Below are 13,026 nucleotides of genomic sequence, written 5' to 3'. Positions count from 1 at the left end.
GTTGCGCGCGTTGCGCGTGTTGCATGTCTCGCATGCATTGCATGCATTGCGTGGCTCGCGCGCATTGTGTGCATTGCGTGCATTGCGTGCACATGGCGAACGAAGTCACGATGCCGCCCCCGGCGCAAGAATGGTGATATCGACACGGCGGTTCTTCGCGCGGTTTGCCGGTGTGTCGTTGGGCGCGATCGGCTCGGTGTCGCCTCGGCCTTCGGCCGTGAAGCGGCCAGGCGAGCCCGCGCGCGCAGCCAGCATGTCCTTTACGACATCGGCGCGCGCCTGCGACAGGTGCCAGTTCGACGGAAAACGCGCGGACAGCAGACGCTGATTGTCCGTGTGCCCCGCGACGACGACGTTGCCCGGCACATCCTTCAGCGCATCGCCGATACGCTGGATCAGCGGCAGATAGCTCGACGTGAGTTCCGCGCTGCCCGATGCGAAGAGCCCGTCGCCGTTGATCTCGACGATCGTCCTGTCCGGCTTTTCGGCGACCCGCACGAGTCCCTGCGCGATCTCGGGCGCGAGGAACTGCGACAGCTTAGGCGCAAGCGCGGGTGGCGGCGCGGCCTTCGCGGCGGCGAGCGGCGGCGGCGCGACGCGCACGCCGTGCAGCGCGGCGAACACGCGATCCGACTCGTCGTTCAGACGCAAGCTCAGCACCAGATGCACGCCGACGAGCAGCACGCACGCAACGGCCGCCGCGACCCACAGCGGCACCAGTTGCAGCAGCGGCTTGCGCTCCGCCTTGACGGGCAGCCAATGCACGGACAGATCGCGTTCGGCGGCGCCGCGTTGCGAGCGGATCATCGTTTCGAGCCGTTCGCGGATCGTGTCGAGTTGCGTGCGCCCGCCGTCTATCAACCTGTAGCGGCCTTCGAAGCCGAGCCCGAGAATCACGTAGATCAGTTCGAGCACGTCGACATTCGCAGCGGGGTTCTGAGCGAGCCGCTGCAGGATCAGGAAAAAGCGCTCGCCGCCCGACGCCTCGTTGTGAAACGTCACGAGCAGGCTGCGGCTCGCCCACATGCCCGCGCCCCACGGCGTGCTCGCAATCGACTCGTCGAGAAACGTGCACAGGCAATAGCGCGACGCGCCGAGCTTCTCGTCGTCGATGCCGCTCGCGCGCCCTTGCGTCTCGAACGTGCGCATCATCTGGATCAGTTGAGTGCGCAACTCTTCGACATTCGGATGTGTCGGCAACTGGCGCAGCGGCACGGCGAGTTCGAGCAGCGGATTCGCCGCACGCAGCAGCGGATTGAGGCCGCCCGCGTTCGGCGCGATGGGCGCCGCGCTCGCCGCGGCCGCCACGAATGCGGCCCGCGCGCCACCCGGTGTCGGAATCAGGATCGTCGCGCCGGGATCGTCGAGCGGGCCGCGCGGTTCATCTGGAGTCACGATGTCAGTCCTTGAAGTGCTTCAGCGGCGGATGGCCCAAAACTCCATCGCCAGCCCCGGGAATTCGCCCGCGACGTGCAACGCCATGCCGGCGGACGTCGCGAACTGCTTCCACAAATCATTGCCGCGATCGAGCTCGAAGTACGTGAACCCCGCATGAAACGGCAACTGGCGTGGCGCGACGGGCAGCGCGCGCAGCCCGATGCCGGGCAACTGCAGGTTCACGAGATCGCGAATGCGCTCGATCGGTCCTATCTTCACTTGCGGCGCAAAGCCCGTCAGGATGTTTTCCGCGGGCATCTGCGCGCGCACGGCCAGCACGAACATCGCCGAAGCGAACAGGTTCTTGTCCGGCACGAGCGCCACGCGCAGGCCGAACTTGCGCTCTTCGAGCGGAATCGGCACCGCGTGCGGGTCCATCACCATGCTGAGCGACGCGCGCAAATCGTCGATGACGGGCGCGAACGTTTCCTTGAGCCGCTCGTGCCGGTACACGGGATACGCGGGCGGACGCTTCGTCTGCTGGCTGAACGTGGCGAGTTCGCCCGCAAGCTGCAACGCGATCGCGTACAGCGTTTCCGGGTGCAGCCCCGTCATCATCGACAGATGCGCGGCGAGCGGCTCGTGCCGGTTGATCAGTTGCAGCAGCAGAAAATCCGCCACTTCCGCGACGCCCGTCACGCCCGGTTGCGCAAGACGCGCGGCCAGCGCTTCGCCGCGCTGATGCAACAGACCGACGAGATCGTCGACGAAAGCGGCGAGCCTTCGCGCCACGCGATAGTCGAGACATGGCGGGCTGTAGTCGCCTTCGAGCACGACGCGGTTATCGGGCAAGCGCTCGACGACGCGCGCGACGCCCAGCACCGCATACGCATTGGCCACATCGGCTTCGAGCGCGAGGCGCACGCGCAGCTTGCCGATCTGCATCAGCGCCGGCGCGGCATTCGGATCGTTGCTGTCGCTCACTTCCAGCTCGGATACGCGATGCCGCGCGAAATTTTCTTCGTTCTCGTCGTTGCCCGTTTCCGCGACGCCCGGTCTGCGCACGGGCAGCGCCAGCGCGATCAGCGTATTGCGCGTGCCTTCCGGAATATCGAGCGGCTCGGGCAGATCGTCGTCGGCGGGCAGATTGAACGGCGTGCCGTCGGGCATCACGCCCGCGCACGACAGCAGCGCGACCTTGCCGAGCTTGAGCAACTGCTCGTCGATCTCGAGCGCGGTCAGCCCCCAGCTATACGGACGCAGTCCCGCAGCCCGCGTTTCCAGTTGCGTCTGCAAATAGCGGTCGTGCTGCTGCAGATGCTGCGGCTGCAGGAACATTCCCTCCGACCAGATGACTTTGCTGTTCCAGGACATGTTTGTCGTCGCTAGCTAGTGGCGTTTTCGTGGCGATAGTGATCAGCGCTTGTCTGACCGGTCTGTGTTGCCGTTCTTGCGTGCGGCGCGCAGCGCATCGATCTGCGCTTCGTAAGCGTCGTTGAACGCGTTGCCGAACAGGCGCTGGAAGTCGTCCTGCGCCTCGCGCGCGACGTTCTCATGCCGTTCGACGAACACGTCCCACAGCTTTGCCTTGCGGTTGGACAGCACCTTGTCGATCACGCCGCCCTCCTTCAACTGCGCCTCGATCGTCGCGGGATCGAAGCGCGCGAGCACTTCCGCGAGCGCCGCGCGCATGCCGACGATCACGGCCAGTTCATGCGACTCGATGTCTTCGAACGCGCGCGCGAGCGACTGCGCCGGCGACAGATAACCGGCGCCGCGGCCCGTCAGCATCTGCGCGAGCGCGCTGTCGACATCGGGGAAAAACTTCAGCGGATTGTTGTCTCGCGCGACGATCAGCGTGACGTCGAGACGCGCCTCGCGACGCGCCATCGAGCGCGCGCGCAGCACGGCCATCGTGCCGCGCAGCGCATCGCGCAGCATCGCGCCCACGAGCCGCGCGAGATCGGCGGGCGGAAGATTGGGCGCGCGCGAGGGATCGAGGCCGAGTCCTTCGAGCAGCGCGGCGTATGCGTCGCCCGGCGCCTGCGCGGCGCGCGATGTTTCGTGTTCGCTCGATGGCGCGGGTACAGGCGCAGACGCGTGTGCTGGCATCGCTGCAGTGATCGCTGCGGATGCAGGCGATGGCGCGGGCGTTGGCGCTTGCTGTTCGGACATGGCTGCTTGTATCGGCTCACGCGCGGGAGCAGGAACGGGCGCGACCTCGGTCGGGTCTTCGAGCGGCGCTCGCTGTGAGGGCGGCTCGAGCAGATCGTCGAATGGCGTCGCTGGGCCACTCGCGGCGGCATCGTCGAGCAGACTGGCTGGCAAGCCCGTCGGTCCTTGTTGCGACACCGGCGCGGCTGCGGACGCGGCCGCCTTTGCGGTCGGAGGCGGATGCGCCGGAGCGGACTCAAACGCCCGCGCGGGCGGCGGCGCGAACAGCGGCGATGCAGGCGCGGCCACGGCAGGTGCGCCGCCGGGACGCGGCGACGACTCCCATTGCGCGAGCGCGTCCGCGAGCGGATCGTAATCGGCGGGAATGCCTCCCGGCGACGCAGCCGGCGCTGCGGACGAACCGGACGAACCCGCCGCACCAGGCGGCACAGGCGGCACAGGCGGCACGAGAGGCACCGACGCCACGGGTGCGGAGAACGCCTGGAACTCCGGCGCCACGTGATCGCTTTCAGAGCCTGCATAGCGCGGCCCCGTCGCGACCGGCTTGCGCTCGCCGAAGCCTGGCTGTCCAAGCGGATCGAGCGCGCCGAGACCGAACGGATCACCTTGCGCATCGGCGGGCGACGGCTCGCCGAGCACCTTCACGGCCGCCAGCGGATCGGGGAGCCCCGTCATGCTGCGCGCGCCAGTCGCGCGTTCGCCGATCGACACTTCGAGCAGATACGTGCCGATCATCAGCCGGTCGCCGTTCGCGAGCCGGGCCTCGCGCGTGCCGCCGAGCGCGCGCTGATTCAGCACGCTCGGATTGCTGCCGAGATCGCACAACAGATACTCGCCGTCACGAAACTCGATGCGCGCATGCACGCGCGAAATCGCGCGCTGCTGGTCGGGCAGGACCAGCGTGCAGTCGGTTGCGCGTCCAATGGTGCCGCCCGCCGTGCCGAACTCGACCGTAATCGGCTCGGCGACAGGTTCGTCATTGAAGCGCGCGACGCGCAACGAAAGAACCGGATTGCTCACCTCTATCATCCCCTTGGCGTGTCGACCAGAGTTGGCACTTCAGTTGTCGGCTGGAGTTAGTGCTTTAGCACTTACTCCAGCCCCATGCAGAGCACCTACTCTGGTCCCATGCAAAGCTGTCGACCAGAGTTTGCACTTCAGTTGTCGGCTGGAGTTAGTGCTTTAGCACTTTCTCCAGCCCCATGCAGAGCACCTACTCTGGTCCCATGCAAAGCTGTCGACCAGGGTTTGCACTTCAGTTGTCGGCTGGAGTTAGTGCTTTAGCACTTTCTCCAGTCCCATGCAGAGCACCTACTCTGGTCCCATGCAAAGCACCCCACTCTCATCCCGCTGCAGCTCATCCACCCCTTCCATCATCACTTGAGCTTCTTCGTGCCATCATCAGCGTCCTTCGGATCAGTAGGCGCGGTGGGCGACGAGCCGCTGCCCGCCCCGGCCGAGCCACCCGAATTCAGCAGGATCGGCGTGCCCGATACCGCGACGCTCGCCGGCCCAACGACGACAAGCGCGCCCCCTGCCTTGAGCGTGATGCTCACGCCGGCTTCTATCACGACGTTCATACCTGCCTTGATATGGATGTTCATGCCCGCATCGATCGCATAGTCCATCCCGACTTTTTCCTGCAACTTCTGGCTGACATTCAGCGAGTCGTTGCCCTGCACGTTCGCGTTGCGATCGCCCGTCACGCTGTCGTGCCGCGCGCCCGTCACCGCGATGAATTCGTTGCCCGTCACCTTCAGATGCCGGTCGTTGCCGACGTTGGTCAGCATGTCGTTCTTGATCCACGTTTCATGGTCTTTTTCCGCGTGGAAGAACAGTTGCTCGCTGCCCTTCGTATCGTCGAAGCGCATTTCGTTGAATCCGCCGCCGCCCTTGGTCGAATTGCTCTTCAGCGTGGACAGCGCGGCGTTCGCCGGCAGGTCGTACGGCGGCATCGTGTTCGCGTTGTACACGCAGCCGGTGACGAGCGGCAGGTCGGGATCGCCCTCGATGAAATCGACGAGCACTTCCTGGCCGATGCGTGGAATGAAGAACGTTCCCCAGCGCTTGCCCGCCCAGTCGTGAGACACGCGTACCCAGCAGCGCTTCATTCTCGCGGCCGCATCGGCGGGCGGTGCGAACTGCTCCCAGTGAAACTGCACCTTGATGCGGCCATACTTGTCGGTGAGAATCTCGTCGCCGTCGGGCCCGACCACCATCGCGGTCTGCGGGCCTGCCACGATGGGGCGCTGTGTGATGCGTTCGGCGCGGAACTGGTTTTCCTTGCGCAGCGCGGTAAAGCGGCAATCGAAGAACGGCAGCGCGCGCTTGTCGTCGCGCTTGTCGTCGCGATTGTCGTTATAGGTGGATACGTACGTGTCGGAATTGACTTCGTACTCGGCGCTGACCACCAGATAGTCGTGGTTCTGCGCATCGCACGCATGGCCTTGCAGCTTGAACAGGCCGCCCGGCCACACGCCGCGCGCGCTCGAACGTCCACTGATGCTGTCGTTGCGGGCCTGGCGAATCTCCACGCCGACTTTCGCGTAACGGTCGCCGTCGCCGGACTGGATGTGGCCGCTCAGATGCTCCTGCATCGTGTACACAGGCGGATCGTAGACCTTCGGCCGCGTCGCGCGCGACAGCAGCCCTTGCTGGTTGCTCGACGACGGCTTCTCGAAGTCGTATTCGTTGACTTCGTACTTGCCCGTCTGCAACTCGGCGCCCGACGACCACTGATACACGCACTCCTTCTCGTATCCCGGTTCATACCATCCGTCGTACGCGATCGTCGCGTAGTGATCGATCGACGCATGCACGTCCGCCGAATCCGTCATCACGAGCGTGTGCTTGCCGCTCTTGTGCTCGAAGTAGTAATAGATGCCCTCGTGCTCCATCAGCCGGCTGACGAACGCAAAATCTGTCTCGCGATACTGCGCGCAATGCTCGATCGACGGATACGTCGCCGAGCATTTGTTGCTCATATCGATGTCGTAATCCTGCAGCACCTTCGCGATGATGTCGGGCACGGTCATCTCGTGGAAGAAGCGGCTGTGCGACGCGCGCGTGAGGAGCCACAGGCGGGGCCGCACGACGGCCTCATAGCGCGCCATCCGGTTGCGCGTGCGATCGCCGGGCGCGACGATGCGAAACGCGGTGACGATGCCATTGATCTGCCGCTCGCCGTCGGACGGCAGCGACACGGCAATCGACATATCCTGGCCGAGCAGATCGCCCGGCTTCAGGTCGTTGCTGGTGCTGAGCAGATCCAGATGAAACTCGCTGAGCCGCCCGAGTTCCTCGTGCCCTGTCAGTCGCAGGAACAGCAGGTCGCTGCCGGCAGGCGCACAACTGACGGTGATGTGGCGGAGCGGATCTTGCGTAGTCATGTCACGGAATCATCGTGTTGACGGTGGCCGGGTTGACGATGGTGACGACGCCGCCCCAGTTGCACATGCACTTCGAAACGTTGTCGAGCGACGGCTGGTTGCCGAGCAGCACGGTCGGCGCGCCTGTGACCCACGGCGACATCGTCGCGGGCACGCACGGCATCGGCGTGAGCACGCCCATCGCGGCGGCCGTCGCCGCGGCGACGGTCGGGTTCGCGGGCGAGCTGCACATCCCGAACGGCATGATGTTGACGAGCGGCACGTGGTCCATGATGTTCGCGGCAGGCGGCCCCTCGCCCATCACGCGGTTCACGGGCAACACGACGAGCGTCGAGGGCGCCGCGCCGAACGAGCACTGCAACGTTGCTCCCATGCTGACTTGCTGCGGCATATGCATCCTCCGTCAAGACGCGAGCGCTCAATCGAACGTATAAACGAACTCGCCGTCGCGCGCGCCGATCTGCACCTTCGACACCGTGGTGCCGTTCATCATCCGCGTGAGGAACTCGTTGCTGATGTGCGGCAGCAGCGTGTTCGTCAGGATCGCGTCGATCATGCGGCCGCCGCTTTCCAGCTCGGTACAGCGGCTCGCGATCAGCTTCACGACATCGTCGTCATACGCGAACGGAATCTTGTGCGTCGCGCGCACGCGTTTTTCGATCCGCCCCAGTTGCAAGCGGATGATCGCGCCGAGCATCTCATCGGACAGCGGGTAGTACGGAATCACGACGAGACGCCCGAGCAGCGCCGGAGGAAACACCTTCAGCAACGGCTCGCGCAGCGCTTTCGCGATGCCTTCCGGCTCGGGCATCAGCTCGGGGTCCTTGCACAGATTCGCGATCAGATCGGTGCCCGCATTCGTCGTGAGCAGGATCAGCGTGTTCTTGAAGTCGATCACGCGCCCTTCGCCGTCTTCCATCCAGCCCTTGTCGAACACCTGGAAGAAAATCTCGTGCACGTCGGGATGCGCTTTCTCAACTTCGTCGAGCAGCACGACGCTATACGGACGCCGCCGCACCGCCTCCGTCAGCACGCCGCCTTCGCCATAGCCGACATAACCCGGCGGCGCGCCCTTCAGCGACGACACGGTATGCGCTTCCTGGTACTCGCTCATGTTGATCGTGATGACGTTCTGCTCGCCGCCGTACAGCACTTCGGCGAGCGCGAGCGCCGTTTCCGTCTTGCCGACACCGGACGTGCCCGCGAGCATGAACACGCCGATCGGCTTGTTCGGATTGTCGAGACCCGCGCGCGACGTCTGGATGCGCCGCGCGATCATCTCGGTCGCATGCCCCTGGCCGATGATCCGCTTGTTCAGGTTTTCCGCGAGCTTCAGCACGCTCTCGATCTCATTGCGCACCATCCGGCCCACGGGAATCCCCGTCCAGTCCTGCACGACGGATGCGACGGCCTGCTGATCGACCGTCGGCAGGATCAGCGGGTCTTCGCCCTGATGCGCCGCGAGCTTCGCTTGCAGTTCGCGCAGTTCGGCGAGACGCGCGTCGCGTGTGGCGGGATCGACGAGGGCAGTGGTTTCGATCGGCTCGGCACTGGCCGCGCCCTCGACCTTTCCCGTCTCGTTGCGCAGTTGCGCGCGCAACGCGAGGATGCGCTCAACCAGTTCTTTCTCGCCATGCCAGCGCGCTTCGAGTTCTTCGAGACGCGCGCGCTCCGTCGTGAGACGCTCCGTCGCCGCGGCGAGCCTTTCGCCCGTTTCGATACCGACAGCCGTCTCGCGCCCGATGATCGCGAGTTCCGTTTCGAGCGCGGCGATGCGCTTTCTCGAATCGTCGACGGAGGGCGGCGTCGCGTGCTGACTCACGGCGACGCGCGCGCAAGCCGTGTCCAGCAGACTCACGGCCTTGTCCGGCAACTGGCGCGCGGGAATGTAGCGATGCGACAGCCGCACGGCCGCCTCCAGCGCCTCGTCGAGCACCTGCACCTTGTGATGCTTTTCCATCGTCGACGTGATGCCGCGCATCATCAAAATCGCTTTCGTCTCGTCGGGCTCGGGCACCTGCACGACCTGGAAGCGCCGCGTGAGCGCCGGGTCTTTTTCGATGTGCTTCTTGTACTCGGCCCACGTCGTCGCCGCGACGGTGCGCAGCGTGCCGCGCGCGAGCGCCGGCTTGAGCAGGTTCGCGGCGTCGCCCGTGCCCGCCGCGCCGCCCGCGCCAACCAGTGTGTGCGCTTCGTCGATGAAGAGAATGATCGGCTTCTCGGAGGCCTGCACCTCTTCGATTACCTGACGCAGCCGGTTCTCGAACTCGCCTTTCATGCTCGCGCCCGCTTGCAGCAGGCCGACGTCGAGCGTGCGCAACTGCACGTCGCGCAGCGTCGGCGGCACGTCGCCCGCCACGATGCGCTGCGCGAAGCCTTCGACCACAGCCGTCTTGCCGACACCCGCTTCGCCCGTCAAGATCGGATTGTTCTGGCGGCGACGCATCAGGATATCGACCACCTGGCGGATCTCTTCGTCTCGGCCGACGATGGGGTCGAGCTTGCCATTGCGCGCCTGCTCGGTCAGATCGGTCGTGAAGCGATTGAGCGCCTCCTGCTTGCCCATTGCGGCGGGCGGCACGGCGCCACCGCTCTCGCCTGCCTGAGCCGCGCCCGCTGCCTGAAAGCCGTCGCTCGCGCTCATGCCCGCTTCGGGCGAGCCGCCGAGCAGGCTGTCGAACTCGTCGACGAGCGCTTCGAGCTTAACGCGCTCGAACTGACGCGAGATGCCGTACAGCGCGTTGCGCAGCGACGGCGTCTTCAGCAGGCCGACGACCAGATGACCCGTGCGCACCTGCGACTCGCCGAACATCAGCGAGCCGAACACCCAGCCGCGTTCGACGGCTTCCTCGACCTGCGATCCGATGTCGACGACGGAGCCCGCGCCGCGCGGCAGCCGATCGAGCGCATCCGTCAGATCGCGCGCCAGCGCCGAGGGCTCGACGCCGAAGTGCTTCACGATGCGATGCAAATCCGAGTCCTGCAATTGCAGGATCTGATGGAACCAGTGCACGAGCTCGATATACGGATTGCCGCGCAATTTGCAGAACACGTTCGCGCTTTCGATCGCGCGATAGGCCAGCTTGTTCAGCTTGCCGAACAACGCTGCACGTTTGATTTCGGCCATTTTGCTAGTCCCTGGATGAGTGTTGGGATTCCGGTTGGCGCGCGTGTGCGTCGCCGCGCTCGGGTTCGCCGGGCCGTCCGGACAACGAAGACGGATGCGAAGCGGGATGCAGCTTCAGTTGACGCTGATCCTGCGCGGCGGGGCCGCTCAGCAGCCAACTCGTATGGCCGAGCCGCGCGCGGCGGCCCAGCGCGAGGCGCGGCACGTCATCCTGCTTGAGCCACAGGTTCAGGTCCCAGTCGAGACCGTCGCGCACGTAGTTGCGTACCCAGTCGGTCAGCCGGCGCAGGCTGTCGCCGCCTGGCAGGAAACGCTCGTAATCGGCGAGCGTCAGCGGACCGATGACGATGCGAAACTTGTGCTGGCAATCCCACACGCGCGAGCCGAGCAGCGTCGATACACCAAGCGCGGACGATCCGTCGCGCGCGCCCAGACGCGAGAGCGTGTCGCGCGGCAGCGGCATCCAGTGGCCGACCCATTGCTCGATACGCACGGGCAGATGGAAGAAACGCGAGAGAATCAGTTGCAGGCCCGCTGCGGGACGAGTCGGTGCAGCGAGCAAGCCGGCGAAGTGCAGCTTCGCGAAATCGGGCACTGCGTCGCGCTCGCGCAGCGCCGCTTCGCCGAGGCCGAACGTGCTGCCCACATACACCGAAAAGCGGTCGCGCTCCGGCCGGTCGAGACTCACGGTCGGCTGTGCGTTGGCCCACGCCCGATAGAACAGCGACACCATCCGGTGATGAAACACATCGAGAAAGCGCGCGAACGTCGGGTCGTTTGCGTTGCGCGCGCGGTCGCGCACGTATTCGGTCAGATGCACGGGCATCGGCCCGTTCGGCCCCAGCAGGCCCATGAAATTTACCGCGAGCCGTGCCGCGTGTCCGTCGCGCGACGGGATCAGCGCGGCGAGCGTCGCCGGATGAAAGATCAGTTCCGGCTCCTGCGAAAAGCGCACGGCATCGTCGCGCGGGCGCAGCGATTCGCCGATGCGCGGCTTGTCGCGATGCGCGTTCTCGATGAGCCGCACGGCCTGGAAGAAATCGAAGCGCCATGCGTGTGTTTCGAGTTCGCGCGGCAGAGTCAGAGCGTCAGGCATTGTCCGCCCCTCGCTGGCCAGCGCATGATCTCGCCGCGCGACAGCGTTCTCACCACCGTCTCGGCGAACGAATTGATCGACACGTATTGCGCAAAGTAATGCGACAGCACGGCGCCGAGCACAAACGCAGCCGCGCCTTCGAAAGCGGCATCGTCGAGCGTCAGCGTGATTACGAGGCCGCGGCCGAACACGATCGGCCCTGCAAACGGCAGGCGTCGCGTCACGGAATGCGATTCGACGGAATGCACGCCTTCGATCATCCGCTGTGCCGCCGGGTCGTCGACGGGACAATAGAGGCTCAGCAGATCGCGCAACGCGCGGGCACCCTGTTTCGCGTCGCTATCGACGAGCGATGCATAGTTCAGCGACAGATGGCTCAGCAGGCGCCATGCGACGGCGCCATGCGCATACGACGGCAGCGGGCGGCTCGGGCCGCTCACGCAGCGCACGCTTTCGACGGGCGCTTCGACATCGAGCGTGAAGTCGCTCTGGCCGCCGCCGATCGACAGTGTGAGCGGCAAGTCGCGATTCGTGCAGAGCACCTGCAATCCGAGCTGACGCAGATCGCCGCGAAACGGCGCATTCGCTGCATCGACGAGCGCGATGAACGTCTCGCTGCCCAGATAGCTCGTGCGCGGTCCGCGTTCGGCCTGCCGCGACGAGCGCATCCGCTTCTCTCGCCGCACCTGGTAGTACGCGTTCGCGCCGTGGCCCGCGCCGAGGTCGCGCGCGTGATAGAACGCGTCGAATTTCTGTTCGGCGGCGGCACCCGCGCCATAGCCGGTGACTTCCTCGATCGAATAGATTTCCAAGTCCATCGGCCGCGTGCGATCGGCGATCACGTGATATTCGAACTGCTCGGCGGACAGCGCGATGCGGTCCGTGCGGCGTGGAAACAGATTGATCGCGGGCGTGCAGAAGAGCGCGAAGTTGGATGCGTCGAGCGACTGTTCCAGCAGCGGATCGCCGCGCCTGAGCAACACGATCACTTCCACTTCGCTGTCGCCGCAACGGCGCAGCGCCGGCTGCAGGCCATCGATCGCGACGAACATGAAGCGCTGCGCGAACGCGAAATACTCCTGCAGCAGCCGATAGCCCTGGAACGACTGCTTGCTGATGGGGAGCAGCGCTTCGTCTTGCGCAAAGCCGACGGGCGCGACGGCCGTTGCCGGCAATTGCGCGTGCCACGTTGCCGGTCGTGACACGGGCATCACCACGACGCCGACAGCCGAGCCGAGCAGGCGCTCATACGTGCGGGTCGGCAACGCGTCGGCGCCACGCAGATACAGCACCAGCCGGTCGAGCTTCAACTGGTTGATCTTGAGGCCGCCCGTCGCGCGCAGCCGCAGCCGCAGGCCCGCTTTCACGCCGGGCGGCAGCGCGATGTCCGCGCCGCCGAGCGAGCCCGAATGCGTAAAGAACTTTGCATCGGCGATTTCGAGCGGCCACAGCGTCAGGTCGTGAGCGCTGCGATATTCGCAACGCGTCGAGCCGTTCTTGTCGAGCACGCTGCGAAACGCGCTGCCGCGTGCGACCTTCACACCTTCGGCGAGGCCGGGGTTGCTCAGATCGGGCCGGATCTGCACGACGGCCATCGACGGCGTCGGCGCGAGATAGTGCGGATAGACCAGTTCCGCGAGATGCTGCGTGAAGCGCGGAAACTCGGCGTCGATCTTCATCTGCACGCGCGCGGCGAGAAAGCTGAACCCTTCCAGCAGGCGCTCGACATACGGGTCCGCGCATTCGAGGCTTTCCAGCCCGAGGCGCGCGGCGACCTTCGGATATTCCTTCGCGAACTCCCCGCCCATCTCGCGCAAATGCTGGAGTTCTTCGCTGTAGTACTTGATCAGTTCGGGGTTCAT

Annotated in this window: 8 protein-coding genes; all 8 read right to left on the bottom strand. The window is 65.5% G+C overall.

Features of this window, described 5'->3' with window-relative positions:
* Nucleotides 1–105 precede the first annotated feature (105 nt).
* Nucleotides 106–1,395, bottom strand: a complete 1,290-nt coding sequence (locus BMW76_RS12430) for a DotU family type VI secretion system protein (RefSeq protein WP_090865420.1) — start codon at nt 1,393–1,395, stop codon at nt 106–108.
* Nucleotides 1,396–1,416: 21 nt separating this feature from the next.
* Nucleotides 1,417–2,751, bottom strand: a complete 1,335-nt coding sequence (tssK, locus tag BMW76_RS12425; protein WP_090865419.1) for a type VI secretion system baseplate subunit TssK — start codon at nt 2,749–2,751, stop codon at nt 1,417–1,419.
* Between the two features lie 42 nt (nt 2,752–2,793).
* Nucleotides 2,794–4,572: a type VI secretion system-associated FHA domain protein TagH gene (gene tagH, locus BMW76_RS12420; protein WP_090865465.1), complete on the bottom strand. Its 1,779-nt coding sequence runs from the start codon at nt 4,570–4,572 to the stop codon at nt 2,794–2,796.
* A 356-nt stretch (nt 4,573–4,928) separates the two neighbouring features.
* Entirely contained in the window at nt 4,929–6,941 is a 2,013-nt protein-coding gene (locus BMW76_RS12415) for a type VI secretion system Vgr family protein (RefSeq protein WP_090865418.1), read from the bottom strand.
* Nucleotide 6,942: 1 nt separating this feature from the next.
* Nucleotides 6,943–7,332 carry a DUF4280 domain-containing protein gene (locus BMW76_RS12410; RefSeq protein ID WP_090865464.1) on the bottom strand — a complete coding sequence of 130 codons (390 nt, stop codon included), beginning with the start codon at nt 7,330–7,332 and terminating at the stop codon, nt 6,943–6,945.
* A 27-nt stretch (nt 7,333–7,359) separates the two neighbouring features.
* Nucleotides 7,360–10,068, bottom strand: a complete 2,709-nt coding sequence (tssH, locus tag BMW76_RS12405; RefSeq protein ID WP_090865417.1) for a type VI secretion system ATPase TssH — start codon at nt 10,066–10,068, stop codon at nt 7,360–7,362.
* A gap of 4 nt (nt 10,069–10,072) precedes the next feature.
* Entirely contained in the window at nt 10,073–11,164 is a 1,092-nt protein-coding gene (gene tssG / locus BMW76_RS12400; RefSeq protein ID WP_090865416.1) for a type VI secretion system baseplate subunit TssG, read from the bottom strand.
* Nucleotides 11,149–13,026: a type VI secretion system baseplate subunit TssF gene (gene tssF, locus BMW76_RS12395; protein WP_090865415.1), complete on the bottom strand. Its 1,878-nt coding sequence runs from the start codon at nt 13,024–13,026 to the stop codon at nt 11,149–11,151. The genes tssG and tssF overlap by 16 nt, the downstream gene beginning before the upstream one ends.

It is taken from the genome of Paraburkholderia diazotrophica, assembly GCF_900108945.1.
Classification (GTDB): domain Bacteria; phylum Pseudomonadota; class Gammaproteobacteria; order Burkholderiales; family Burkholderiaceae; genus Paraburkholderia; species Paraburkholderia diazotrophica.
The sequence above is the reverse complement of the archived record's forward strand: the minus strand, read 5'-3'. Positions and strand labels throughout refer to the sequence as shown.

Coding starts and splice junctions, on each gene's coding strand:
- tssK (WP_090865419.1), bottom strand. CDS start 2,751: ATGTCCTGGAACAGCAAAGTCATCTGGTCGGAGGGAATGTTCCTGCAG.
- BMW76_RS12415 (WP_090865418.1), bottom strand. CDS start 6,941: ATGACTACGCAAGATCCGCTCCGCCACATCACCGTCAGTTGTGCGCCT.
- BMW76_RS12410 (WP_090865464.1), bottom strand. CDS start 7,332: ATGCCGCAGCAAGTCAGCATGGGAGCAACGTTGCAGTGCTCGTTCGGC.
- tssH (WP_090865417.1), bottom strand. CDS start 10,068: ATGGCCGAAATCAAACGTGCAGCGTTGTTCGGCAAGCTGAACAAGCTG.
- tssG (WP_090865416.1), bottom strand. CDS start 11,164: ATGCCTGACGCTCTGACTCTGCCGCGCGAACTCGAAACACACGCATGG.
- tssF (WP_090865415.1), bottom strand. CDS start 13,026: ATGAACCCCGAACTGATCAAGTACTACAGCGAAGAACTCCAGCATTTG.